19 protein-coding genes are annotated in these 24,890 nt (G+C 48.4%); 8 read left to right on the top strand and 11 right to left on the bottom strand.

Annotation, left to right across the window (positions count from 1 at the left end):
- Positions 1–9: 9 nt before the first annotated feature.
- From EZJ49_RS10760 to EZJ49_RS10745, 4 genes are all read right to left on the bottom strand, one after another.
- Positions 10–930 (bottom strand): hypothetical protein, encoded by a 921-nt coding sequence (locus EZJ49_RS10760; protein WP_262555945.1) that lies wholly within the window; start codon positions 928–930, stop codon positions 10–12.
- A 51-nt stretch (positions 931–981) separates the two neighbouring features.
- On the bottom strand, positions 982–1,980 hold the full coding sequence (locus tag EZJ49_RS10755; RefSeq protein WP_262552118.1) for a ribonucleotide-diphosphate reductase subunit beta: 999 nt from the start codon (positions 1,978–1,980) through the stop codon (positions 982–984).
- Positions 1,981–2,119: 139 nt separating this feature from the next.
- Positions 2,120–4,570, bottom strand: a complete 2,451-nt coding sequence (locus tag EZJ49_RS10750) for a ribonucleoside-diphosphate reductase subunit alpha (RefSeq protein ID WP_262552117.1) — start codon at positions 4,568–4,570, stop codon at positions 2,120–2,122.
- Positions 4,571–5,059: 489 nt separating this feature from the next.
- Positions 5,060–6,067: a TIGR01212 family radical SAM protein gene (locus EZJ49_RS10745; RefSeq protein WP_262552116.1), complete on the bottom strand. Its 1,008-nt coding sequence runs from the start codon at positions 6,065–6,067 to the stop codon at positions 5,060–5,062.
- Positions 6,068–6,106: 39 nt separating this feature from the next.
- On the opposite strand from EZJ49_RS10745, the gene EZJ49_RS10740 reads away from it, so the two are divergent.
- Both EZJ49_RS10740 and EZJ49_RS10735 read left to right on the top strand, forming a co-directional pair.
- Positions 6,107–6,862: an MnmC family methyltransferase gene (locus tag EZJ49_RS10740; RefSeq protein WP_262552114.1), complete on the top strand. Its 756-nt coding sequence runs from the start codon at positions 6,107–6,109 to the stop codon at positions 6,860–6,862.
- A 64-nt stretch (positions 6,863–6,926) separates the two neighbouring features.
- Entirely contained in the window at positions 6,927–7,643 is a 717-nt protein-coding gene (locus EZJ49_RS10735) for a substrate-binding periplasmic protein (RefSeq protein ID WP_262552112.1), read from the top strand.
- Position 7,644: 1 nt separating this feature from the next.
- On the opposite strand, the gene EZJ49_RS10730 is transcribed toward EZJ49_RS10735, so the two are convergent.
- The 3 genes from EZJ49_RS10730 to EZJ49_RS10720 are packed head-to-tail and all read right to left on the bottom strand — an operon-like array spanning position 7,645 to position 11,716.
- The gene (locus tag EZJ49_RS10730) at positions 7,645–9,630 is read right to left on the bottom strand and encodes a C45 family autoproteolytic acyltransferase/hydolase (protein WP_262552110.1); all 1,986 of its coding nucleotides are present in this window, start codon (positions 9,628–9,630) and stop codon (positions 7,645–7,647) included.
- Positions 9,627–10,199 (bottom strand): LysE family transporter, encoded by a 573-nt coding sequence (locus EZJ49_RS10725; RefSeq protein ID WP_262552109.1) that lies wholly within the window; start codon positions 10,197–10,199, stop codon positions 9,627–9,629. The genes EZJ49_RS10730 and EZJ49_RS10725 overlap by 4 nt, the downstream gene beginning before the upstream one ends.
- Entirely contained in the window at positions 10,196–11,716 is a 1,521-nt protein-coding gene (locus tag EZJ49_RS10720; RefSeq protein WP_262552108.1) for a GH3 auxin-responsive promoter family protein, read from the bottom strand. The genes EZJ49_RS10725 and EZJ49_RS10720 overlap by 4 nt, the downstream gene beginning before the upstream one ends.
- Positions 11,717–11,870: 154 nt before the next feature.
- Between EZJ49_RS10720 and EZJ49_RS10715 the strand changes: the two genes are divergently transcribed.
- Positions 11,871–12,380, top strand: a complete 510-nt coding sequence (locus EZJ49_RS10715) for a TetR/AcrR family transcriptional regulator (protein WP_262552107.1) — start codon at positions 11,871–11,873, stop codon at positions 12,378–12,380.
- On the opposite strand, the gene EZJ49_RS10710 is transcribed toward EZJ49_RS10715, so the two are convergent.
- Positions 12,377–15,418 carry an outer membrane lipoprotein-sorting protein gene (locus EZJ49_RS10710; RefSeq protein ID WP_262552106.1) on the bottom strand — a complete coding sequence of 1,014 codons (3,042 nt, stop codon included), beginning with the start codon at positions 15,416–15,418 and terminating at the stop codon, positions 12,377–12,379. The genes EZJ49_RS10715 and EZJ49_RS10710 overlap by 4 nt on opposite strands.
- A gap of 252 nt (positions 15,419–15,670) precedes the next feature.
- Here EZJ49_RS10710 and EZJ49_RS10705 point away from each other — a divergent pair, with 252 nt between their 5' ends.
- On the top strand, positions 15,671–17,026 hold the full coding sequence (locus tag EZJ49_RS10705) for a hypothetical protein (RefSeq protein ID WP_262552105.1): 1,356 nt from the start codon (positions 15,671–15,673) through the stop codon (positions 17,024–17,026).
- On the opposite strand, the gene EZJ49_RS10700 is transcribed toward EZJ49_RS10705, so the two are convergent.
- Entirely contained in the window at positions 17,023–18,339 is a 1,317-nt protein-coding gene (locus tag EZJ49_RS10700) for a hypothetical protein (protein WP_262552104.1), read from the bottom strand. The two genes, EZJ49_RS10705 and EZJ49_RS10700, sit on opposite strands and share 4 nt — an antisense overlap.
- A 73-nt stretch (positions 18,340–18,412) precedes the next feature.
- On the bottom strand, positions 18,413–19,099 hold the full coding sequence (locus EZJ49_RS10695) for a PilZ domain-containing protein (protein WP_262552103.1): 687 nt from the start codon (positions 19,097–19,099) through the stop codon (positions 18,413–18,415).
- A gap of 73 nt (positions 19,100–19,172) precedes the next feature.
- Between EZJ49_RS10695 and EZJ49_RS10690 the strand changes: the two genes are divergently transcribed.
- Together EZJ49_RS10690 and EZJ49_RS10685 are read left to right on the top strand one after the other, a co-directional pair.
- A complete protein-coding gene (locus EZJ49_RS10690) occupies positions 19,173–19,754 on the top strand; it encodes an NADPH-dependent FMN reductase (protein ID WP_262552101.1) in 582 nt (193 codons plus the stop codon).
- A 236-nt stretch (positions 19,755–19,990) separates the two neighbouring features.
- The gene (locus EZJ49_RS10685; protein WP_262552100.1) at positions 19,991–21,928 is read left to right on the top strand and encodes a potassium transporter Kup; all 1,938 of its coding nucleotides are present in this window, start codon (positions 19,991–19,993) and stop codon (positions 21,926–21,928) included.
- Between the two features lie 24 nt (positions 21,929–21,952).
- Here EZJ49_RS10685 and EZJ49_RS10680 read toward each other — a convergent pair whose 3' ends face one another.
- Complete coding sequence (locus tag EZJ49_RS10680) at positions 21,953–23,092, bottom strand: patatin-like phospholipase family protein (RefSeq protein ID WP_262552098.1); 1,140 nt, start codon at positions 23,090–23,092, stop codon at positions 21,953–21,955.
- Positions 23,093–23,458: 366 nt separating this feature from the next.
- On the opposite strand from EZJ49_RS10680, the gene EZJ49_RS10675 reads away from it, so the two are divergent.
- Together EZJ49_RS10675 and EZJ49_RS10670 are read left to right on the top strand one after the other, a co-directional pair.
- The gene (locus tag EZJ49_RS10675; RefSeq protein WP_262552097.1) at positions 23,459–24,049 is read left to right on the top strand and encodes a YceI family protein; all 591 of its coding nucleotides are present in this window, start codon (positions 23,459–23,461) and stop codon (positions 24,047–24,049) included.
- Positions 24,050–24,270: 221 nt separating this feature from the next.
- Positions 24,271–24,876 carry a hypothetical protein gene (locus EZJ49_RS10670; RefSeq protein WP_262552096.1) on the top strand — a complete coding sequence of 202 codons (606 nt, stop codon included), beginning with the start codon at positions 24,271–24,273 and terminating at the stop codon, positions 24,874–24,876.
- The last annotated feature ends 14 nt before the right edge of the window (positions 24,877–24,890 follow it).

Genomic DNA, 24,890 nt, shown 5'->3' with positions numbered 1-24,890 from the left:
TCGCGGGCGTTAAAGAATAAAATTAAAATCGTTCTTAAGCTTAAGAGGAGCTTCCTGATCCTTGGTTTCCAGAATCAAGGTGTCTTTCAGTTGAAGATCACGAATAAATTCCGCGCGCCGGTGCAAAGGGATTTCCTTTGCCGTGACTGTGGAAAAAACGGAATTAAAAGGTGTCTTTAGCAGACTTTTTTCCTGGTGTTCCGTCGAAGTCAAAGTGTCCAGAATCTCCAGTGCCAGGTCCTTTTGAGTTGAATTGGCGGGGATCGCTGCCCCCCAAATCAAAAGTGCACTTAGCAGCGGGTGTGAGCCTTCCTTGAACTCACGATTCAGTGGAGCTTCCACTGCGCCTTCGTCACTGGTTTTGGAAAGCTGGTCCAGTTGCAGCGTCAGAATTCTTTTTTGTGAAACCTGATCCCAGATGCCCTGATCCTTCCAGACCTGGAAGTGTTTTAGCAGCAGGTCTTCATCTGCCAAAAGAAACAAAAAGCTTTCTTTCTTGTTTTTCAGGAAATCCAGGAAAGTTTCATCCAGAGGTGTGTCGATACCGGTTTTGATCCAGTAAAAAGGCAGGAAGTGGAAATCCTCGGCCTTTTTACTTTTCACAAAATCCGAAGCCACTCGTTGAAGTAACTCGCCACGTGCACCCGCGGTATTTGCCAGCAGGTTTTGCTGAGTCAAAGTATTAGCCCAGTAAGAAGGCAGGAAAATCAGATCGGCAGAAGGACTGGCCACCACATTGGCAAGCATGGATTCCCAGTCGCGAGTCACCGTGACCGAGAAGCGAACATGAAGATCCTCTTCCAGTTCATGGCGCAGACTTTCGGGAAAGAGAATTTCATCAGTGGTTAAAACCTGAACTTTGCGAGGACTGACAAAGTAGGCTCTGGAAATGCCTTGAGGCAGGACTCCGTGAAGAAATCCCACCCCCATGCAGATTAGAAAAAAGAAGATCCAAAGAATGTTGCTTTTCACGCAACTCGATTAAAAGGCTTCGTCGAAGGCAACGGCGCCGGATACGCCTGTTTGGTAGGCGGAAACGCGTCTTTCGAAGAAGTTTGCAAGTTCTTGCATGTCCTGAAGTTCCATGAAGATGAACGGATTCTTCACGTTGTAGCGTGGAGCAATGTTCAAGCTTTCAAGGCGCTGATCCGCGCAGTACTCAAGATATTGTCTCATGTCTTTTGCAGACAATCCGGCAACACCCAGGTTCAGTACGTCGTGAGCAAATTCCATCTCACACTCAATGGCGTCTTCAAGCATTTGCACAACCATGTCTTCCATTTGCTGGTTGAACAATTCCGGTTCTTCTTTGCGAGCTGTTTTAACAACTTCGATCGCGAAAGCCATGTGCATGGACTCATCACGGAAGACCCAGTTGGTACCAGATGCCAAACCAGCCAAAAGACCTTTGGAGCGCAGGAAGTAAACATAAGCAAACGCCGCATAGAAGAACAAACCTTCAACGCAAGTTGCGAAGCAGATCAGGTTCATCAGGAAACGACGACGATCTTCGATCGTGTGCAGTTCATTCAGTTCATTGATGGAATCAATCCATTTATAGCAGAAATCAGCCTTCTTTTTGATGGAAGGAATGTTTTCAACAGCGGCGAAAGCCTCTGCGCGCTCGTCTGGATTTGGAATGTAGTTATCCAAAAGTGTCAGATAGAACTGAACGTGCAATGCTTCTTCATAAAGCTGACGGGACAAGTACATGCGACCCTCTGGAGAGTTCACGTGCTTGTAAAGGTTCAACACCAGGTTGTTCCCCACGATAGAGTCACCCGTTGCGAAGAAAGCCACCAAACGACGGATCAGATGTTTTTCTGATTCAGTCATTTTAGAGTGCAAATCCACAAGGTCCGTAGAGAAATCAACTTCATCCACAGTCCAGGTGTTTTTGATCCCGTTTTTGTACATTTCGTAGAAAACAGGGTATTTCATCGGGCGCAAAGTCAGATTAAAGCCAGGATCTAGAATCATAAAAATCTCCAAAAAAGTACGCGCTTATTTGCGCTGGTTCAACTTGAGGGGCTTGCGGCCCCGCTAGCTCTCCGCAGCTACCGCTGCTGGTTCAGCTTCGGGGGTGCAAGCCCCCCCTCAGCACTCCGGCTGCCGCCGATTACTGACAAGCTTCGCAGGCCTCTGGGTTTTCCAGAGAACATGCGATCACTTCTGCATCAGAATAAGTTTTCTTCGCAGTTGTTTCCTGAGCAGGAGCTGCATCCATGCCGCCTTCAGAAGCGTTTGGAGTCACTGTGCTGCCAGAAGCTTTAACAGTTGTTTTTGCGATCTTCGTCGCAGGACGGGAACGCAGGTAATAAGTCGTTTTCACACCTTTTTTCCATGCATACATGTACATGGAGGAAAGTTTGCCGATAGTCGGGCTTTCCTGGAACAAGTTCAAAGACTGAGCCTGATCGATGTAAGCGCCACGGTCAGCAGCCATATCAACCAAAGACTTCATCGGGATTTCCCAAACAGTGCGGTACAATTCCTTGATTTGTGGAGGAATCATCGCCACGTCCTGGATAGAACCATCCTGAAGTTTGATTTCGTTACGAACGTCTTCAGTCCAGATGCCCATCGCTTTCAAATCGCTCACAAGGTACTTGTTGATCTGCATGAATTCTCCGGAAAGAGTTTCACGTTTGAACAAGTTGGAAACCTGTGGCTCGATCGCTTCGTAGCAACCCACGATGGAAGCGATAGTTGCTGTTGGAGCAATCGCGATCATCAAAGAGTTTCTCAAGCCGTGCTTTTTGATTTTCTCCTTCAACTTCTCGAAACGCTCTGGTTGAGAAGGTGTCACACCCCAAAGGTCGTATTGCAACAAACCTTTGGCTGCTTTGGTCTGCTCGTAAGCGCCGTGAGGACCCAGTTGCTCAGCCAATTCACAGGAAGTAACCAGTGCATTGTAATAGATTTCTTCCTGAACTTTTGCAGAAAGATCACGAGCCGCTGCAGAGTCAAACGGAAGCTTCATAAGGAACAAAGCATCTTGCAGACCCATTACGCCCAAACCAACTGGACGCCATTTGTGGTTGGAGTCCTGAGCTGTCTGGATAGGGTAGAAGTTGATATCAACCACGCGATCCAGGTATTTCACAGCTGTGCGAACAGAACGAGCCAGTTTTTCAAAATTGAACTGACCGTTTTCCACGTGGCGAGCCAGATTCACGGAACCCAGGTTGCACACCGCAGTTTCTTTGTCAGAGGTCACTTCAAGGATCTCTGTGCACAGGTTGGAAAGGTGGATCACATTTCCAGCTTCGCCAGTCTGGTTGGCTTTCAAATTCGCATGGTCTTTGAAAGTCATCCAGCCGTTACCAGTCTGAGCCAATGTTTTCATCATACGGCTGTACAGGTCGCGAGCTTTGATTTGTTTGATGTAAAGTTTCTTTTCTTCCGCTTCAGCGTAAGCTTTTTCGAACTCTTCACCGTAAGTGTCCACGAAATGAGGAACCACTTTCGGATCGAACAAAGACCACATCGCATCAGCTTCAACGCGTTTCATGAACAAATCTGGAACCCAGTTTGCCAGGTTCAGGTTGTGCGCGCGTTTTGCTTCGTCACCTGTGTTATCGCGAAGTTCCAGGAACTCCTCGATGTCACCGTGCCATGTTTCAAGATAAACGCAGGCAGCGCCTTTACGTTTACCACCCTGATTTACAGCCGCAACGGAAGAATCCATTGTTTTCAGCCAAGGGATGATACCGTTGGAATGACCGTTTGTTCCTTTGATCAAAGAACCACGGGAACGAACGCGGGAGTAAGCCACACCGATACCGCCGGCGAATTTGGACAGAAGGGCGATGTCACCGATACCGCCGGCGAATTTGGACAGAAGGGCGATGTCCGTGTATTTTTGATAGATGGCAGACAAGTCATCGCTTGGAGAATCCAATAGATAACAAGAAGACATCTGCGGACGCATAGTGCCGGAGTTGAACAAAGTCGGGGTGGACGGCATGTAATCGTGAGAAGAGATCAAACGATAGAATTCGATCGCTTCTTCCACGGATTGAGCCAGACCGCAGGCAACACGCATGAAGAAGTACTGAGGAGTCTCAAACACCTGACGTGAAGTTGGGTTTTTCAAAAGATAACGGTCATAAACAGTTCTTAGACCGAAGTATTCAAAGCGGTCTGTTCTGTACGGCTCAATAGCAGCGCAAAGAGCAGCTTTGTTGGCCTCAACGAATTTGTAAGTGCTCTCAGCCAGAAGACCTGCCTGGAAGCCGAAGCTTACAGAGTCTGCGAAAGATTGAATCTTCTGAGAACGAACTTCTTCGTCAATATATGTGGAAAGAAGGCGAGCCGCCAGACGGGAATACTCTGGATCTTCACCGATCAGCAATGAAGCTGTCTGGATACAAAGGTTATCCAATTCTTTTGTGGATGCGCCATCGTAAAGACCGCTGATGGCCTTAGTGGCAACACGCAAAGGATCCACTTGAGTCAACCCTTGGCAATTCTTGGTTACGCGCTCAACGATTTTCGTTACGTCCACTGGCTCCAGTGTGCCATCGCGCTTTTTAACTCTCATGATGTGAGCTGTTGTTTCCAACATGGCTGTATCCCCTCTGCCCAGTTCCGTTTGGGCAAAAAAATCCCGCCCCAAAATCTTCACCCCTCGTAAAGACTTAGGTCTGGTTAGTGCATATATAAGTTGTATGGTAATTGGTGAGAACGAAGTTGCTAATCCTTAGCTGTTTCCCTTGAATCCCCCTTAGTTCGCCTTTCGGCTTGCCACTATATCTAGTGGTCTCTAATTGGTGACATATCCATATGCCGGGTATCTCTCTCAATTCCGATCTTGTAATTCTTTCGGGATGGTGTCCAGAACATTTTTTAAAATAACGCCGATTTTTTTGTGACGTTGCCCATCAAATAAGCAGAAAAAGACTTCCCCTTGACTCGATCTGTCTGCATTCAAAACTGGCAAGAGGATGTATTTCTACGTCGTAAAACTTTTGTCTAGGTTTAAAACCCATGTTTTGGGGCAATAAAGCTGAAATTTCCCTGTACTGATCTTACACGATCTTAAATTGCGCGGAAACTAAGCACGAACTGCGTCTGATCGTTGCGATTTTTCGAACAAACGCTTTTGCAAAACGACCTCAGATTCGGTGGCAGGCTGAAAATTCTGGGATTGGTAGGCCCCGTGAGCACGAAGAACATCAATAATGTGCTGATGTGTGCCCATTTTGTTCTTCGTCCACTCTGGCGCCACCAGTTCATCCCAACGGGACGAATAAGCCGCCAGACGGTGTAAAGCCAAACGTGGGGAAAGATGCCGTAGGAACAACTCTACACGGCGAGTGTAGGTGTCTTTATCGATCGGTGTGAATTCACCCTGGTGATACATCTCTTCCAGAGGGGTATTTTTCAGGACATGCAGGTTGTGCAGTTTCACGTTGGTGATCGGCAGGTTATTGCAGATTCTGGCTGTTTCAATAATCTGCTCGTCTGTCTCTGTCGGACTTCCAAAAATCAAATGAATGCCCAGATCCACTTTCGTGTTTTCCGTGATTTTGTGAATGGCGGCGATAGAGTCTTCCGCGGAATGCCCCCGGCGCATGAACTCCAGCTGATCATTGAAAAAGCTCTGCACGCCCAGTTCGACGGCAACAAAAGATTTTTCATGATATTCCTGCCATAGATCTAAAACCGACTTGGACAGGCAGTCCGGGCGGGTGCCCACAGTAAAACCCTTCACCCACGGATAGGACAGGGCCACGTCGAAGTTATTGCGCAAGGCTGACACTTTCGTGAAAGTGTTGGTGTAAGCCTGGAAATAGATAAGAAAGGCCTTGGCGTTGTACTTCTTGCTGATATGGCCATGGTACTTTTCGATCTGCGTGCGAAGTTCCATGGACAGACTTTCGGCGTTGGCAGCAGAGCCCCAGACGTCACAAAAAACGCAGGTCTGCATGCCTTTTAAGCCTCGGCGGTTCGGGCAGTCGTCCACGACGGACACCGGCACTTTATAAACCTTTTCGCCAAAGAGTTTATTGTAGTGCTCACTGATAGTGTGATAGGGAAGCCCTAACCAGCCTTTTTCCATAGGCACTTTTACAGTTTTCTTCTGCGGGAAGTCAATCAAATGAAGTCATGGGTCGATATTGGATTTGAAATTGAAATCACGGGCGATCAAAGCCCCAGTCTGCGCCTGTTGGAATCCATAGACGGTGCCACCGACCGTGGCGAATCCATGCACCACTCTGGCGGAGCCTGTGCTGAAACCTTGATGATTTATGGCGAACCCATTGGCAAAGTTTTTCAGAAAATCCAGAAACCTCACTTTTTAGTCGTCGGTTTGGGGTTGGGCTATATTGAGCTGGTGATTGCCCGCGAGGCTTTGCTGGCCGAAAAAGATCCTCAGGATGTGGGTTTGATCACCAGCTATGAAAGCGTGCCGGAACTGCGGGAGTTTTTCTTTCACTGGCTGGAGGACAGAAAAGACCTTCTTCATGAAGAAGTCTGGAATACCTATGATCTGGTTTTGGAACATGTCCTGCGTGGGACTGAACTATCGCCCGGGAAACTTAAGTTTTTCTTGAGGCAGCATTTTAAAAATGTGTCTGACATCCATGCCGCATTGAACGCAGATGTGGTGCTGCCGTCCCGGTATCATTGTATCCTGTATGATGCTTTCAGTTCCAAGACTTCTCCGCATTTATGGGAAGAGGAGTTTTTGAATTACATTCTGAAAACAGGGACTTTTGCAAACAGTCTGCTCTCGACTTATGCCTGCAAGGGCACGCTAAAAAGAGCTTTGAAGCAACAGGGCTTTGAAGTGATCTTGCGGGAAGGGTTTCAAGGCAAGAGAAACTCTACTCTGGGCTTGAAGAACCTCTAAAAATTGTAACGAAGCCCAGCCCGAAAGCCCTTGCTAAAATCTATCAATAAATCTTTACTTAGTTATGTCTCTGATTCGGAACGTCGCTGCTGCTATTTTATTTTTTCCCGCTGTGGTCCTGGCAAAGCCTTTGGTGCTGGCGACTTTCACCATTCCTTTAATGGTAGAAACCCCGGACAAGGGGCTTTTTATCTCTTTAACCCGGGAAATTGCCAAACGTAACAGCCGCGCGGTGGATATTGTGGTGCTGCCAACAGGAAAGACGTTGCTGGCATTCAGTAATGCCAAAGTGGATGGGTTCTTTCCGGCATTGGATGTGTATGTGCCAAAGACTTCGGCGAAATCCAGCCCGTTCTATCATAAAGTGGACTATGTCTTTTACCGCAAGTCGTCTCCGTTACGCAGTATCAAGGATCTTGAAGGTAAAAAAGTCGGTCTGACTTTCCGTTACCCTTACGGAAAAGATCTGATCAATAATAAGAAAATCAAATTTGAATATGCTGCTGATGATGTCTTGAACATGAGAAAACTGGGGCAGGGGTTGATTGACGCGTTTGTGGTCGAGGAAAGATCCGGCCTGAAGGCTCTGCAACTCAGTGGTGAGCGGGGCATCGAATTTGACAAGACTCAGCCCTTATCGGAACAAACAGTTTATTATGCTTTCCACGACAACGAAGAGGGACGCAAGCTGGCGGCACTTTTTTCCAAAACCATTGAGGATATGAAAAAAGACGGCAGCCTCGATCGGGTCCTGACCGAAGCTGCACAATCCCCGCCATGATTTACTCCACAGTTCCCAGACGGATTTCAGCATCAAGGACAACATAAAGTTGCATCTCTTCGCCTAAACTCCACTGTAAATCGTAAAGCTCACTTTGACGTGGGTATTTTTGAATCAAACCTGATAGCAGGGTGCGGGCCTCATTGCGGTACAGCTGCTGGCTGGCGCGGGACTGGCGAGCCTGCGGCTTCAGTGTTTCCGCACGGAATCTCCATAGATCCAGTTGGAAGTTTTCATAAGGGTGCAGGCTGTCCCCCAGCCGCGCGGCGATTTCAGAAAGTTTTTGCTGAGCGTCCGACAAGTCCTGGAAAGCCATCTCACGCTGTCCGGCCATAATATTTTTAGCGGCACGAAGAACCTTGATACGCGCCCACATAAATTCATAAGGGAATTCATACACGCCACTTTGAGCAGCCGTTGCAGAGGCATTTTCCAGAAGAGCCAAAGTGCGATCCAAGCCTGCAATGGTGCTGTGATCCTGTTCATTCGTCAGATAAGCCTGAACGTAATATTTCATGGAATCATACCATGCTGTCTTGCTTGGATCTTCCCAGGCTTTTGTAGTTCCTAAAATCTGTACGGGAACTTTGGCATCCGGACCCAAAAGGCGGAAGCCGACAAAGTGGGAACGATTGGTTGGATAGGTTTCCGCAACGCTCATCCACCATTCCTGACGGCCCGGCAGCATGACGTGAGTTGCCGCCGTGTAAAGCTTCGTTGTTGTGCGACCGAAGCTGCGCGGGCCCACCAGTTCATCGGTGTGGCCGCTCAGACGATTGATCACCCATTGGGCATCGATCTGCCCGAAGTCCTGCGCCAGTGTGCGTTCCACATGCGCTAGACGGGCCCGGGTTTCCAGAGTTTTATTCAGACTGTATTCATAGCCTTCCTGGCTGGTTTTTTCGCCCAGGAAGTGATTGCTTTGACCCAGGAATTTATTCTGGGCACGGCGGGCCACCACCACAGTGTTGCCGCTAAGTTCAATCGAGGCGGATTCATCGGTTTTTGAATCAGAAACAAAAAAAGTCCAGGCGCCAAAGCCTTTGCGGGTTTGAATCATCGCAATGGCTTCATTCAGCGTTCTTGCTTTCATCAGCACAGAATGCAGTAGATACGGGGCAATGTCCGATGCACCGTCGTCATAACGAAGCTGGGTGCCTTCAGTTTGCAGTTCATGCAAGCTGACAGACAGGCCGTAGTTATTAAAACCACTGATGCCACCGGCATAGTGCAGGCCTGCGGAACCAATGCCGACGGACGTCATTCCGTTTTTCTGACGATTGATGACGACAACCTGTTCAGGTTCATAGAACCCCAGAAGGCCGGTGTCGAAATTACGACCGTGAATAAGAGCTCCATCCCTGGAGCTGTTCGCAGATGCACTAATCCCTGTGCAACCCATTTTGATGGAACGAAGACCTTGAGCCAGCTTTTTAAACGGCTTGGCAAGGGCGTTGCCAATAAAATAAGGTGCGCAGGAGGCAAAGACCTTCAAAGATCCTTTGCGCGGGTTTTCATCGAGCTGGCGCTGCATGGAATCAGCAAAGATGGAAAACTCCACCATGTAATTGCTTTCTTCAAAGCGTTTCCAGTCCACAGAGCTTCCGGCAGCTTGCAGGCCCCGGTGCAGGTTTTTTAATCCACTTTTAAATTCGTCAGACACGCTGGAACGGTAATTGTTGATCACACACTTTTTGATCAGTTCAATTTTTTCGCGGCTGGATTTGTCCAGATCGGAGAAAGCTCTTTCCGTGCGCACCTGAACGCCCTTTAAGACCCCGGATTCAATTTCCTTTTTAAGGAAATAACCGTGATAGTAGGCGGTTTCAGCAAAGCCACCATAAAGATCCAGAACATGCACGGACTTGTTGGTGCCCGGAGCCTGACAGATAAAGTGTTTTTGACCGTTAAGTTCACTTTTAAGAACACAATCCGCCAGAGCGCCAGCGGGCAGGGAGAAGGCCAGAAGAAGAATTAATTTTTTCATAAAATCTCCAGAGAAAGATAAATGGAAAATCCGAGAAAGCCGCAGGCAGCGACAATTTCAATCTTACGCAGGAACTTTTTTAAAGGTCCGTGCAGTTGTTTAAGTCCCCACAGAAGCCCCAGAAAACTCAGCACGAAAGTCAGAAGATAAACTCCCGCTCCCAGCCACAGGGCCGCATTCTTTTCACCGCTCAGGTTTACGAACAGGCCGGCATAGATTAAAACCAGATGGAAATTGCTTAAGGTCAAAAGCAGGCTTTTTACAAATCCTTGAGCGGGAACCTCCAGACCGTGTGCCTGGGGCTTGCTTAGCAGAACCTTCACGGAATACAGAAGCAAGACTGTGGCGGTGAGGGCCGTCAGCAGATTTTTTAGCCAGACTTCGTGGAACAGCGGGCTTTGCAGCAAAGCCATCGCCAGCACGATGTAGATTAAATCCCCCACCAGAAAGCCGGCAATCGAGGACCACGGCCATTGACGGCGTGACACCAGACTGCGAATGATACTGAAGCTGGCAGGTCCCAGGGCAAATGCCGACAGGAACCCGACGGTGATCATCCAAAGAATCATTGAACAGCTCCGGCTTGATCCAGATGAAGATTGATAAAGTTCAGATATTCTTCAGCAGTTTCAAAAGTGGTTTTCATTTTGAACTGACCGCGGCTGCGGTTTTTTTCAAAATATTTTTGCAGGTAATCAGCGCTCATCAGTTGCACCTGTGCAGCACCCAGAACACCAACTTCACGGCAGTCGGAATAGTCACCGTTCAACTTTTGCATTTCCTTATCCAAAGTTTCCGCCAAAATCAAAGGATCAACCTGCGTTTTGGTCGGAACGAACAGCGTCCACAGATAAGAGGCTTTGCCATCTTTCATTTGCGGAGACAGGAAGAAGTGACGCAAATCCACATTGGTCGCGTTTTTTGCATTCAGATAGCAGTCCAGGATCTCATCGTCGCTGACTTTTTCCGCTGCCAGATTCATACCCGTGCTTTTGCGGCCGACAAATTCAAAGACCAGATCGTCATTATGGCGCTCAAAGCTGATAACGTCCTTCATGGAATAATGAATCATGCCATTGGGAGTGCCGATGTTGATATAATAAGGAACGCCCATTTCAATTTCATGCAGGCCCAGATTTCTCTTGGTGCCTTCCACCGGAGTGAAAGAATAAAGCAGATCCGGGTTCAGGAAATATCTTTGGCGGCCATTTTGATATTTTTCATAAGGCAGGCCAATCGCCGCTTCGGTGGCGGCATACAGACCGTAGTAGTTCAGTTCATGCCCCACCAGGCGGTCAATACGTTCCTTGTATTGTTTGATCGGAGTCGCAGCATAGACGAAGACTTTCAGATTGGGCCAGATTTCGCGGATCGTCTTTTTGCCGGTCTTCTGCAAAACCGCCTCGAAGATGCTGATAATATAAGTTGGGATTCCGCTCACCACTTGAATGTCCTGCTGGATGGATTCGGAAACCAGCATTTCAATCTTTTTATCCCAGTTGGAAATAGCCAGCACCTCCCGGCAAGGGAAGGTGTTTTTGGCCAAAGCCTTTGGAACACGGGTGCTCAGAATCCCGGAAATGTAACCAAATTTAAAACCGTTCTGAGAATACAGATACGGATCGGACCCGAAAGTCAGTCGGCCGACCTTCAGGAAGTTGATCTCAGGCTCCAGCGTGCTTAATTTACTGGCCACGCGTTTCTGAGATTTTACGAACATGCGGATCATGCGCTCATTATAAGGCACGCGTTTGGAATCCTTGCCGGAGGTTCCGGAGGACAGACCGAAATATTCCACTTTGTCTTTGAAAAGAATGTCATTGTGACCAGCTGCAATCATGTCCACATAAGGAGCATACTCGTCGTACCCGTACACAGGCACATGGTTCACGAACTCTTCATAGGATTGGATATGGGACAAGCGCAGGTCTTTGTAAAGGCGAGTGCCAGCAAGGCCACGTTTAAGGCTGGCGAAATTCTTCTCTTGTTTGGAAAGAAGATCTTGGTGAGTGACGGTCATTCTTTGACCGTAGGTCTTCAGATACTTTTGGCCCAGAGACTGAACAACATGATTCACTGCGAACATAAAAAACTCCTTCTTTGGAATGAAGGCAATTTATTGTGGTTTAGAGCGCTTGTCGCTTTCCGCCGTTGACAGGAATTGGCTAAATCTGTCGAAACTGGTTAGTTTCTGGGACCTTCCATTGACAGGTTTTGGTCTTTTTTGTCAAAATTACGAAATGGCAACTCAATCGAAGGAAGAAATCTATTTCGCGGTTTGTAATGCGATCCTGAAAATGGAGGTCGCCAAGGGGCATCTGGCATGGACTCTGTCGGATATTTCCCGGGAATCCAATGTCACCCGGTCCTTGATTTACTATTATTTTGGTAAAGAAAAGGAAGTGGTGCTGGAGGAAGCCTACAAATTCGTTATCTCCCACGTCTTTAATATCGAACGCACAAAGTCTGTCGGCATTCGCGACCGTCTGCGCGCGATTTTAAAAGACGTGAAAAACATGCCCTATCTGTTTGTTCTGTATTATCTGGAAAAAAATGCGGGAACTCGTTTCGGAAAAATGATTCATGAAGCCGAGGGCTTGCTATTAAAGGCGATGAAGCATGAGTTTCCCGACCTTCAGGACAGACAACTGCTGGAAATCTATCTGAAAGAACTCGGTGCCGTGGCCTTTCAACTGCCGCCAGAGCAGGTGGACACCCTATTTGAAGACTATATTAAAAAGCCGAACTAATCTTCTGCCAGTTTTTTTGGTGTAAAGCGGCTGGCGGTGAGTCCCTGATCCAGCTTGATCTGGGTCAGAACGATCACCGTGGATCTTTTATTCTGAACATTTTTAATGCTGATCTTGGAAGCGCGCATTTTCGTGCCGCCGACATTTTTATATCCGGTGAAATCCAGGACTTTTAAAAGTTTCCCCTGTTTGTCGAAACATTCCACTTTAATCGGGACATAGTCGGTGGCCGAAACATAGCTGATGATTTTGGAATAGCTGCCGGAGGTGCCGCCCACATCTGATTCAACCAGCAGATATTTTTTACCCTTAATGTTCAGCTCTTTTTTTACCGCACTTTGCGCGCTTTGATCGCGGTTGAAATCAAAATCCTCGGTGCTAAGTTCTGACCCCAGAATCCCGCCCTGACCCGATTCGCCAGTCAGGCGGCGGGTTTGTTTGGTGGACGGCAGATAAATCCATTTGTCCTCCTGATCACCTTTTAAGGTGGCCAACAGGGCGGTGCCCTTTAAATCCTGAGGCTTTTGCATACGAACCAGCAGATAGTGTTCTTTCTTCTGCGGGCTGAAACGCCAGATTTTCATTTCGCGATCTTTACTGGAACCGTCGGCTTCGATAATTTTCATCCGTACCACAAATTGTTCGTCTTTTGAGCGCAGGCGCTGTCCCATTTCCTCACCAACTTTTTCAACAGTGGGGAGCTGGGCATGGGTGCGCACCGGGGTCAGAGTCACCATCAGGGCAAAGAAGATCATTGCAGCTGTCGCCATAGTTTTCTCCTTTTTCCAAGGTACTGGCGTCAACAGCCAAGGGCAACTTTTCAGCAAAGTTGGAAGAAGAATCAAATCCCCCACCAGTCCAGCGAGCATTGACAAAAGCATGTAGAAGCCAAAGATCCGGTTCATTGCAAAATAGGAAGCCATAAAGACAGAAAAGCCGGCCAATAGAACCAATGTGGAAATCAGGCAGGGATTGCCTTCGCGCCACAGGGTCTTTTCAATTTCCAGATCCCTGCTTTTGGAGTTCTTTTGCAGGGCACGCAGGCGCTCAAGAAGGTAAACTGTGTTGTTAAACGCCAAACCCAGGGCAATCGAAAAGATAATTGCAATGCTGGGCTTGATCGGGGTTTCTGAGATCGCCAAAAAGCCCAGCAGGGCCGCAGGTGGAACCAGATTGGGAATACACGCCACCAAAGACCAGCGGACAGAGCGGAACACGATAATCAGCACCACGGCAATGGCCAGCATGGAATGCCAGAAGCCAAATATCAATTGTTTGGAAAGATCATTGTTCAGGTGGTGGATGGTGGACCCCATGCCCGTGATTTCCACGTTCATTTGCGGGAATGCCAGGGTGGCTTTTTCTTTTATTGCCTGAACCAGTGATTGCAGCTGGTTGGAGGGAAGATCGAATGTGCGCACGGAAACGCGGGTATTCGAGGAATCCGTGTTCAGGAAATTTTTTAACGGACTGTTGCTGGAAAGTGAGTAAAGAAAAAAGATCTCTGCGGTCTGTGAGCGACTGGCGGGAAGGCGCGTGTGGTGAATATTTGCCGCTGCGACCAGATCCGGCAGGCCGACCACGCTGCCGACACCTTCTGTTTGACGAATATCCTCTAAAAGCTGATCCAGACGGGCCAGTAACGCCGGATCATTCCAGGTGTCGGAAGGGCCTTTGACTTCGATATCCAAAGGAATCATCCCGCCCAATTCCCGGTCAATGGTTTCGGTGGAAAGGCGCACCTGATGATTTTTAGGAAGATCATCAAACAAGCGGGCGGACCACGACAGGCTTTGTCCCTTGATGGCCAGGGCCGAACAAACCAGAATAATTAGAAAAGCCCAGATGCCGGATCTGCGGAATAGATACAAACCCCAGCGCGCTTTGGCCCAGGCCCAGTCACGTGCTTTGGGTCCCGGCAGGAAGTAAAGCATCGGGAATAAGGTCAGCGTCATAACGACCCAGCCAATGACAATGGCTCCGGCGGCGGTCAATCCATAATCGCGAATCAACGGCACCTTGGTCACCAGCAGACTTAAAAAGCCGATCATGGTGGTGGTGGAAGCAAAGAAGTTCGGCCCCAGCAAAACCTTAAATGTATAAATCACACGCTCCTGATGGGTCAGGTGCGGCTGGTTTTTCTGCTCTTCAGAGTATCTTAATAATGTATGAATGATCAAAGACACCACATCCACGGTGGTCAGAATCGGGATGGTGGTGGAAAGAACTGAAAACGGATACCCGGCCAGAGCCATCACCGCCAGCACAATAATGTTGGCGCAGACAATCACTACAAAAGAAATAATCAAAGGCGACCAGTTGGCAAAGATCAGCCCCAGCACCAGAAAGCAGGCCAGAAAACCCAGCACAACAAAGTTGCGCAGCTCTGTTTGCAGTAACACCCCCACATCGGTCTGCACCGCCGGGGTCCCGCCAATTTCAATATGGGCAAACGGAACTGACGCGGTGGCGGTGACCTCCAGATTCTGGCGCAATGCCAGCAGTTCCTGTGTGTGCAGGGGTTTGATGTTGACAATCACCGAGGCGGTTTTTCCATCCTGGGAAATCAGAGTCGGGGAAATCAGCGGATTCTTAAGGGTTTCAGCGCGCCATTTTTGATAGGGCAGATTTTTCAGTAAAGGTCCCACACTGAGTCCGTCATCGCTGGTGATGGCACCTTGAACGGTGGCAAGGCTCAGGGTGTTTTTCACACCCGGATAATTTGCCAGCAGATCGGTCAGGGAAGCCAGGCTGCGGATTTTTTCTTTGTCAAACCAGGTTTCAGAATCCGCTTTCACTTTGGCAGTGATAATAAAAGGCTGGGAATCGGAAAGCTGGAAAAGTTGTTTGGTGTGATCATCCCGTTCCAGCAGCGGATTATCCTTGGGAAGAAATTGTTTTAAACTGTACTGCGTTTGTAAACGAGGAAGTGCGAACAGACCAAGGATGGTGACCAGAAAAACAAAAAGAAGAGTGGAAATGCAGAGAGTTTTGACGGAAACTTGGGAAAAAAGTTTGGCGATTTTCGTATTCTTCATTGGACTGTCTTCTTTCGATTCTGCTGGTAAAAGTTCCTTTAGATTTTTCAGTTGTAGCCGTAACTTAAGAACATGATGTCTATCGAGATGAGGAAACGAAGTTCTATGATGACAAGAAAACTATCGGTCGCGCTACTCACATTCTTAACTTCTGTACCTGCCTTTTCCGCTGCGGTGGTGGAATCAGAGTTTGAGTTGAAACTACCTAGACAATTTCAACAAAGTTTAATTGAAGAAAAGTGGAAAAGCCTCATGACTGAAAAGTTTGAGGCGAATTGGCAATTTCCTGATCAACGTCTGGTCAGTCAGGAAATTCCTGTGGATATAAAAGGTCTGTCCCTGCAAATGAAAACCCAGTTGCAGAAACCGTCCCTGGGATCGGCGGAAAGCACGCTGGAGCTGACTTCCAGAGATCTTGCGGCGCAGTTGCATATTGCGGAAGTTTCTGTGGACCATGTCATTGAAAAGAATGTGGGTGGCATTATCGGACGCTTCCGGGTGCAGGCCGTCTGTAAGGATATTGTCCTGAATCTGGGAAAAAACCAGGGGCAGTTTAAGGTGGTGGTGACCCCGCAGGTGTCCGGTGCTCAGGCGGCGACCACCGTGAATGCAGTTGATCTGTCCTGGAATCCGGGAGGCTGGGATTACAACAGTGAATTTCTATGCACAGGCGCGGAAGGTTTTGATTCCATTCTGCGTGCAGAGGTGGAAAAGATCATCAATGACTCGGCAAGCTTTATCGAGCCTCAGCACGATTTGCTGAAGAAATATGTTCAGGACTATCTGAAGAATGTGACGCTAGATTTTTCAGCTCCGCGCAAGCTGGTGCTGGCTCGTCCGGATATAGATGTGGTGATGAAAGTGCAGGATTTCACAGATTTTGGGGAGGAGGGCCTGCGTGCCAAAGGGGTGTTTGAAATCACCTTTGCTCGGATTCAGGATTCTTCGCGCACGGTTTTAAAGCTGGATGGGGATTCTGAAGTGAAGTCCGCAGATATGGCCTCTTTGCGTTTGCCGAAGGATTTTATTAAAGTGATTTTATCAGAGGCCTACCGTGCTAATACGTGGCTGCATCAGGTGAACTCCAGCCAGTTGCCGGGTTTTTCCACGGTGATGAATTCGCGCTTTGTGCAGTTCTTTGTGTGGCCGGCATTGATGAGCTTTTCCAAATCGGCAAAGTTTATTTTCGACGTGTACTCCAATAAGGATGTCAGCATCTCAGGTCAGGGGTTGCAGTATCAGGTGAAAAGTCAGATGTATGCCCGCATGCAGGCTCCGAAGTCCGGGGCTTATGTTCCTTTTATGAATTTCTCCCTGCCGTTTTCCTCCAAGATTGATGTCAAGGTCAGCCAGGGGAAAGCGCAGGCTAAATTTGTAAACCCCACGCTGGGAATGTCGGCGTCTTTTGATTCTGGGTATGTGGCCCGATACAGTCCATCCAGAAGATTTTCAACTTCCACCATCCGGGATAAAATTGTGGGTGGCTTGTGGGGGCAGACGATCAGTATGAGCATTCCTAAAGTGCCCGTGGCGGAAGGATTGAGCTTGCAGGTGAAAAAGCTGCTGACCACGAAATCTGCGGATCTGGTTTTGCAAGTGGCCCCTTAAAAGGAACGACTTAAAGAAAGCGAGTAAGAGCTGTTTTTGCCGTACACTCCCAGTGGCGTGTCACTGGAGCCTTGAATAAAACCTGCTGTCCCGGTCAGCACCCAGGCATCCAGAAAACGGCGGCTGAGGCTGTACTCCTGATAAGTGCTGCCGTGGATGCCGTCATAGAGTCCCAGGAAATTCGCGCTCCAGACCTCTTTCCAGCTAAGACGGCCGCCTCCCATATAGGCGCTACGAAAGATTTCTGAAATGGATAAATTCGAGTCGTTCTTTTTTTCGGTGTTTAAAAAAGAATATTGAAGAATGGCGATTAGCATGCCGCTGTCGCCGAAAGTGAAGGTTTTTTCCAGTCCCAGAACATTTTCATTGCTCCATTTTTGCAGATTTGGATTGTCTTCCAGTGTTTCTGTGTAGCTGCCCACAGCCTTAAATAGAAAATTCATCTGATTACTGACAAAAGAAATCCCACCCTGACGAATGCGATAGTTGTAGCTGTTTAAGGTTACATCCGGGTCCACGCGAATGACGGTCTTTGGCGACACCTGCACGATGGAGCCGGTCACTTCCGGGATAATCAGGGGAAAGCCCGCAGTGCCCTCAAAGGCGCTGATGGAAAAATCAATGAAATCCCCGCGACGTTGCAGACGAAGGGCATAGTTGTTTTCTGCGGAATCCCCCAGATTTTTGCGTGAACGGGAATGATAACGAAGATTTTCCGGTAGCAGGAGCACGAGATCATTCCCGGCTGTTTGCGGCAGAAAGATTTCCCGGGGCAGCCAGCGGCTGTTGTCTCCGGGCAGGACAGAGCCCTGATTCTGTGGGATGAAAATCACTTCATAGTCCCAGTTTCCCAGTGTTTGAGAATAAACCACAGACAGAAGCCCCAGCTTACGACTGTGCAAAGGATCGAAGTATTGCTTGGGATTGATGATGTCCAGGGGGTTGTAGCCATCTGTCACACCCCAGGTGAAGATGTTGTATCCGGCCTGCAACGAAAAACTTTCGCGTTGATAGTGCACAAAGGTCTCGCCGGGATCAAAGAAAGTCTGCTCTGTTGAGGACTTGTTATCCGGATTGGCAATAAACAGCGGCTTAAAGGTGAAACGGACCGAGTCCAGATATTTCCAGCGATAGATCGGAACAAGCTCCAGACGGTACAGTGACTCATTGGTGTCTTCGCCATAGACCTGCGGAAAGATAACGGCGTCAAGCCTGCTGTCCAGATGAATACTCCATTCTGTCTTCCGGGCCGCGCCAGCGATCGTCGTTGATAGTAGAATCAATGAAGAAAGAAAAAAAGCAAGAAATGGCATTCTTCATAGCACAGCACAGTTGCCCGCAAATCTCTACATCAGGACTGATGTTAGATTGCAGGGTGCTTCGGGGCTAAACGGTGGCGAACTTGCGAACGTATTCTATGATGGAACTTTTAAATTCCTCTGGCAGCCCCACAAAGCGCAAACCGGCATAACCGTCGTTACCGACATAGACGACTTCGCAAGTGGTGTTGATTGTCACAAAAAGATTGGGGCTGGTCAGTGTGCCTTTGAAGCGTTCGCCGATTTGCAGGTTTTGGGCATCATTAACGCCCAGACCGCCTTCACTGATGGAAATCACACGGCAGCTGAACTCCCCCTTGGGGCTTTCGCAGGCCAGGGTGCCCACCATTGGCACGCGCGGGTGAGAACGGCGACTGATGCCCAAGTCATCCACGATGCGCGGGACAGAATAAATTTCCTTCCAGACTTTGGAATTATCCGTGCAAACATCCACGGCGGAATAGTCTGTGAGTTTTTTTAAAGAGGCAATCATATCCGCGTATTTCATGGCGGGGTGTTCTTTACCCTCCACTCGCAGCTTCCACAGACCGGGAGGCTCATTTGCAGAGGCTGCCGCCACCTGGTGATGGTCTTTCAGTGACTGGCGCCATTTTAGCGGCGTCATCCATTCAGCCTGACCACGTCCCCAGATCTGGGCTTCTTGAGTATTGGTCAGGCGGGATTCGATCTCTTCATGATCAAAGGGGCCGGTGACCTGTCCTTCGCTAAGAATAAACCAGATTTTTGGATTCACGGTGATGCTCCTCGGCTTGCGCTTGTGTTTTATTACAGCGAAAGGTATATGACTTTGTCTAGGAGAATTACTCATGAAATATATCATCGCCGGAACAGATCGCCCGGATTCAAACACTCTGAAAGTTTCCAAAATTATCCAGGCTATCTACAAAGACCTGAACGAGGATGTTGAGATCATCGACCTGCGCGAAATCAAACAGCATCTGCACGATGATGTTCAGTACGGCAAGCCCAGTGAAGCTCTTAAACCTTATCTTGAAAAAGTCCTTGCGTCCGAAGGTTTGATTGTCGTGTGTCCTGAGTACAATGGTTCCATGCCGGGGATCTTGAAATACTTCATTGATCACTTGAAGTTCCCGGAATCCTTTGAATACCGTCCAGTGTGCTTTGTTGGTTTGGGTGCGATGTTCGGAGCTCTTCGCCCGGTGGAGCATTTGCAAGGCGTCTTCGGATACCGCAATGCCTTTATCTTCCCGGAACGTGTTTTCATGATGAACGTCTTTAAGATCATCAATGCCGAAGGGCAACTGACGGATGAACTGATGAAGTCGCTGTTGGTAAAACAGGCCCAGGGATTCCAGAAGTTCGCACAGGCCTTGAAGGCTTATGGACTGGATGCGAATTCGTTTATTGAGAAAAAGAAGTCGATGTAGGCTGGCGATTGCTTACCACCAGGCGATCCTGAACGCGGCCCTCAAAGTAAATCAATCCAAGGATTAAGAGGGCTGCCAGAAACCATTTCGATCGAAAAAGTGCATTCCGTATCATCCCTTAATGATGACAAAGAGCTTAAATTGAAGGCAACTGAAGTTCCTGTAATAGAGCGCCCTTGCGTCATTTTTTCATTGGGGATGCTGACAAGTGGGGTCTTCTTCTCTAGACTAAGAGCTTGTTTTTCAATTTAGACGGGGTCTTTTCTATCGAAAATCCGGGTCATCAAAATAAAAATGCCAATATCTTAATGCTCTCTTTAGGGGCCCTTGGAGTGGTCTTCGGAGACATTGGAACAAGTCCACTTTACGCGATGAGAGAGTGCTTCGGGGAATACGGTCTTGCGCCCACTCCGGAAAACGTCATTGGTATTCTGTCTTTGATTGTTTGGACACTGGTTCTTGCGATCTGTATCAAGTACATGGCTTTTGTGATGAGAGCCGACAATAAAGGTGAGGGGGGAATCCTTTCCCTGATGGCGCTGGCTGTGCGCAGTCAGCATGCCAAGGATGTTTCCCGTCGTCGCTGGATCATGACCATCATTGGTTTGTTCGGGGCCGCCTTGCTTTATGGTGACGGCATGATCACTCCGGCGATCTCGGTTCTTTCTGCGATGGAGGGTCTGACGCTGGTGGCGCCGCAATTCAGTCCTTACATTATTCCGCTGACCGTGTTTGTGATGAACGCCCTGTTCCTGATGCAGAAATATGGCACAGGCCGTATTGGGGTGATCTTCGGACCGATCCTGCTGGTCTGGTTCACCGTGCTGGGGCTTTTGGGTATTCGCGGGATGGCGGAAAACCTGCACATCTTCGAGGCGCTGCTGCCTCATCATGGTATCGAGTTCATGATGAATAATGGAGTGGCCGGATTCCTGGTTCTGGGATCTGTCTTCCTGGTGGTGACTGGTGGGGAGGCTCTGTATGCGGATATGGGGCACTTTGGAAAAAGGCCGATTCGTTTGGCCTGGTTCTTTGTCGCTTTGCCGGCCTTGGTGCTGAACTATTTTGGACAAGGGGCTTTGCTGCTGAATAATCCGGAAGCGGTTTCCAATCCTTTCTATATGCTGGCTCCGAAATGGGCGCTGCTGCCGATGGTGATGCTTTCCACGATGGCGACTGTAATTGCATCCCAGGCTTTGATCACAGGGGTGTTTTCAATCACTCGTCAGGCGATTCAGCTGGGTTTCTGTCCGCGCGTGAATATCATTCACACCTCCAGCCAGGAAATTGGGCAGATCTATGTGCCGATTGTGAACTGGTCTTTATTCATTGGTGTGATCTGGCTGGTGTTAACATTTAAGACCTCCAGCAATCTGGCGGCGGCCTACGGTATTGCTGTTACCGGGGCGACCACGATCACAACAATTCTGGCTTTTGAAGTGGCCCGTCAAAAATGGAAGTGGAGTCTTCTGAAAGCCTCTGCGATCTTTGGCTCTTTCCTGGTGATGGATTTGGCATTCTTCGGTGCGAATTTGCATAAGATTCCGCATGGGGGCTGGGTGCCACTCTTGATCGGGGCAGTGATTTATCTGTTGATGACGACCTGGCAAAAAGGACGTCAGATCCTGTTCCGTCGTTTGAAAGAGCGCTCGATGCCAATCGAGGACTTCTGTCAGAAGCTTCTGCGAGAGCCACCTTTACGCGCGCCGGGAACCGCGATCTATATGGCGGGTGATCCGTGGGGTGTGCCTGCACCTTTGTTACATAATCTGAAACACAACAAAGTCCTGCATCAGCGCGTGGCGATTTTGACCATTCAGACCAAAGAAGTTCCGTTTGTATCCAAGCGTGATCGTATTTCCATCCAGGAAGTCATTCCAAACATCTATCGCATCATTGCGAATTATGGGTTTATGGAAATTCCGAAGATGAAGCACATTCTGGAAGCCTGTCGTCAGCGCGATATTAATTTTAACGTCAACGAAACCACTTTCGTGCTGGGGCGTGAAACGATCATTGCGGAAAAAGGTCCGAATCGTCCGGGCGAAGCAGGTATGGCGCACTGGCGTGAACGCCTGTTTGCGATCATGTCCAAGAATGCGCAAAGACCGACGGCCTTCTTCCGTATTCCGCCGAATCAGGTGATCGAAGTGGGTATTCAGGTTGAAATCTAAACCTGAATACTACGGTTCAGAATTTTACGGTTCCAGAAGCAGGCGGCGAATCTGCTCTTTTTCCCGCATACCATCTTCGTAGCCAATTTCCAGCAGGCGTTCAGAATAAGTTTTTTCAAACAGCAGAAAGCTTGTGATTTCGCTGGCCTCATGAAGCGTTCCCAAGCCACGCAGAAGATAACGAATCATCGGCGGCAGCGAATGGGTTTTATCCGAGGCAATTTCCGAAAGATCGCGGGACGGCGAAATCCACAGATAGTCCACTTTGCGCACAGAAATCAACCCCAGTTCCCGTTCGGTTAGCTTGGAAAGATTGCTGTTAATGCGCTCCAAACGTTCAATATCAACCTCCAAACCATCCATCATGACGGCATTGAGCATGACACTGAGAACACGCGCCACGGACGGAGGTTCCGTGGTGTTGACCTTTTGTGAGGCATAACACACGTCCTGTCGTTTACGAATCCCAATGGCCAGCAGTTTATTTGCGCCCAAATAAATTGCCGGAGCACAAGGGGAGTGATTGCGAATGCAACCATCGCCAAAGAATTGCCCGTCAACCGTCACCGGGGGAAATAAAAGGGGAATGGCCGCCGAAGCCATGATGTGATCGGCAGTCAGTTGAGTGTTCACGGCCATCTTGCGCACCCGTTTCCAGAGCGGAGTTTTTTCCTCACCCTGAACAAAGCTGACCGTGGAGGTTGTGAAATAATCCAGAGCCGAAACGGTGACGGCCCGGAATTTCTTTTTCTCGATGTTCTTTTGAATGTTTTCAAAGTTACAGTTTTCCGCGATCAGTTTGCGTAAAGGGGTTGTTTCCAAAAAGGAACGGTTCGGAGAAGAGTCTTTAAGACCTCCCAGTGACAGAGCCAAAAGCCAGTGCAGGCCCCCCTTGGATAAGGAAATGGGATCGGTAATAAACACCTGTTCAGAGGAAATCTGACTCCACAGTTCGGTCAGGCGACGAGTGCCTTCGTCGAAATGATCGTGGCTGGAGGTTGTTAAAAATGCGGTATTGATCGCGCCAGCGCTGATGCCGGTATAAAGTTGAAAAGGATTGGCAATACCTTCCTGTTTGCAGATGTCTGCAATGGCGTTTAAAACACCGACCTGAAAAGCACCACGTGCCCCACCGCCCGAAAGAACCAGTCCCAAAGATGACATGAGAAAATTCCTTTTTCTGTTTTACAGACTAAAACGATTGACGGCCAGATAACAGACTTTTTCTGGACTTGCAGAAAAATACAGACGAGAGATACTAAGCGTGAACGAGGTCACAGTGATATTTTTCAGTCACTGATCCCATTGAAGGGAAACCTGCCTCGTAAAAGGGAGTCCGAGCGACTCCCTTCTTATTTCAGGATTCATTATTTTTTCATTTTATTTTCAACTGTCTTTGTCCTTGGTCCGGCGCTCCGGATTTAGGTGTTAATCTTTCTTTTCTGTATTGATCTCTGTTACATTTTGCGGGAGAGTCTTGATGGTTGACAGTGATGTTAAACAAAGGGAATTGCGAAGGAGAATATTGCAATGTTTAAAACTGTTTTTGCTGCACTTATCATGGTGGCGGCTGTCCAAGTACAAGCGGCTGATGTTTATAAAATTGATACCAAAGCAAGCTCTGTGGCTTGGAAGGGTACAAAGAAAATGGGCGATGCGCACAATGGTGGCATCTCTGTTAAAGAAGGCGATGTGACAATTGATAAAGGTCAGCTGACTTCTGGTAACGTGGTTGTGGATATGACAACGATCACGAATGCTGACGTTAAAGATGCCGGCTACAACAAGAAGCTTGTAGGTCACTTGTCCACAGAGGATTTCTTCAACGCAAGTAAATTCCCTACATCCACTTTCAAAATCACTTCTGTGGCTCCGGCCAAAGCAAAAGGTGAGGTTGTTGTGAAAGGTGAATTCACAATGATCGGCGTGACTCACCCAATCGAGTTCCCGGCAAAAGTGACTGTGGATAAAGGTGTTGCGACAGGCGAAGCGGTAGTGAAAATTGACCGTACAAAATGGGGCTTGAAGTACGGTTCAGGCAACTTCTTCAAAGAACTTGCTGGTGATAAGATCATCAACGACGAATTTGAACTGACTTTGAAACTTGTGGCAAAAAAATAAGCCTGAAAATTCAAGGCGTTTGTCAGGGGCATCCTCTTGGGGGGTGCCTTTTTTATTTGTCTAGCATGTGTTCAGAGTCCGGCTAAAAATGTTACTGCCGGGGAATGTGTTTTGAAGTGAGACGTGTTTCAGGATGAGATTCCTTAGCAGAAACAATCTCTTGCAATCTGTTATCGGGTGGTCAGTTCCTTGCACTTTTAAAGGTCAGCAAGGAGCTGACTATGCAAAAGAAAAATCTATTTTTTGCCTTTCTGTTGATGGGATCACTGGCGCTAAGTGCCTGCGCGAAGAAAGATTCCAACTTTGCAGCTCGCTACGCGAAAAACCGCATGGGTGCAACAGTGGTTGACGGGGTTAAGACCCAGCAGGCCGCAGAACAGGCTGCGGCTCAGGGGGTGGAAGCTGATATTGTTGGTGTCAAACGCTACTGGACGCCGGAAGGTCAGCCCGGCCCGCGTGTGGTGATGGCAACAATTCTGATTAACAATACAGAGTTCCCGGTGACCAGTCATCACTCTGGAACAGAGGTTGTCAATGGCAGCGTGACCGTGAACGGTTACAACATCAGTTACGAAGCCATGTGCGGAGATTCTTCGTGCAATCCTTATTATGCCTCAATGAAAGTGTACAGCAATGGTCGTCTGGTGATTCAGGAAGGTGTGCGTATCTTCTTTGAAAAGAACAATCAGGCGCAGACGGATCTCTATCAGTGGTTGCCAGCAGGGCAAGAACTGCCATTCATGGGTTCGGACGTTCAGGATACGCGCGGCATGGTGGGTTACCTGAACCAGTACGGAGCCAACAGCGGCTCAGGCATCATTCAGTAATATCGTTGTTTGAA

Origin of the sequence: Bdellovibrio bacteriovorus (assembly GCF_025558485.1) — a bacterium.
Taxonomy (GTDB): Bacteria; Bdellovibrionota; Bdellovibrionia; order Bdellovibrionales; family Bdellovibrionaceae; genus Bdellovibrio; species Bdellovibrio bacteriovorus_G.
Note: the sequence above shows the minus strand (reverse complement) of the source record. Positions and strands in the feature narration are given on the sequence as shown.

Coding starts and splice junctions, on each gene's coding strand:
- EZJ49_RS10760 (WP_262555945.1), bottom strand. CDS start 930: ATGGGGGTGGGATTTCTTCACGGAGTCCTGCCTCAAGGCATTTCCAGA.
- EZJ49_RS10755 (WP_262552118.1), bottom strand. CDS start 1,980: ATGATTCTAGATCCTGGCTTTAATCTGACTTTGCGCCCGATGAAATAC.
- EZJ49_RS10750 (WP_262552117.1), bottom strand. CDS start 4,570: ATGTTGGAAACAACAGCTCACATCATGAGAGTTAAAAAGCGCGATGGC.
- EZJ49_RS10745 (WP_262552116.1), bottom strand. CDS start 6,067: ATGGAAAAAGGCTGGTTAGGGCTTCCCTATCACACTATCAGTGAGCAC.
- EZJ49_RS10740 (WP_262552114.1), top strand. CDS start 6,107: ATGAAGTCATGGGTCGATATTGGATTTGAAATTGAAATCACGGGCGAT.
- EZJ49_RS10735 (WP_262552112.1), top strand. CDS start 6,927: ATGTCTCTGATTCGGAACGTCGCTGCTGCTATTTTATTTTTTCCCGCT.
- EZJ49_RS10730 (WP_262552110.1), bottom strand. CDS start 9,630: ATGAAAAAATTAATTCTTCTTCTGGCCTTCTCCCTGCCCGCTGGCGCT.
- EZJ49_RS10725 (WP_262552109.1), bottom strand. CDS start 10,199: ATGATTCTTTGGATGATCACCGTCGGGTTCCTGTCGGCATTTGCCCTG.
- EZJ49_RS10720 (WP_262552108.1), bottom strand. CDS start 11,716: ATGTTCGCAGTGAATCATGTTGTTCAGTCTCTGGGCCAAAAGTATCTG.
- EZJ49_RS10715 (WP_262552107.1), top strand. CDS start 11,871: ATGGCAACTCAATCGAAGGAAGAAATCTATTTCGCGGTTTGTAATGCG.
- EZJ49_RS10710 (WP_262552106.1), bottom strand. CDS start 15,418: ATGAAGAATACGAAAATCGCCAAACTTTTTTCCCAAGTTTCCGTCAAA.
- EZJ49_RS10705 (WP_262552105.1), top strand. CDS start 15,671: ATGACTGAAAAGTTTGAGGCGAATTGGCAATTTCCTGATCAACGTCTG.
- EZJ49_RS10700 (WP_262552104.1), bottom strand. CDS start 18,339: ATGCCATTTCTTGCTTTTTTTCTTTCTTCATTGATTCTACTATCAACG.
- EZJ49_RS10690 (WP_262552101.1), top strand. CDS start 19,173: ATGAAATATATCATCGCCGGAACAGATCGCCCGGATTCAAACACTCTG.
- EZJ49_RS10680 (WP_262552098.1), bottom strand. CDS start 23,092: ATGTCATCTTTGGGACTGGTTCTTTCGGGCGGTGGGGCACGTGGTGCT.
- EZJ49_RS10675 (WP_262552097.1), top strand. CDS start 23,459: ATGTTTAAAACTGTTTTTGCTGCACTTATCATGGTGGCGGCTGTCCAA.
- EZJ49_RS10670 (WP_262552096.1), top strand. CDS start 24,271: ATGCAAAAGAAAAATCTATTTTTTGCCTTTCTGTTGATGGGATCACTG.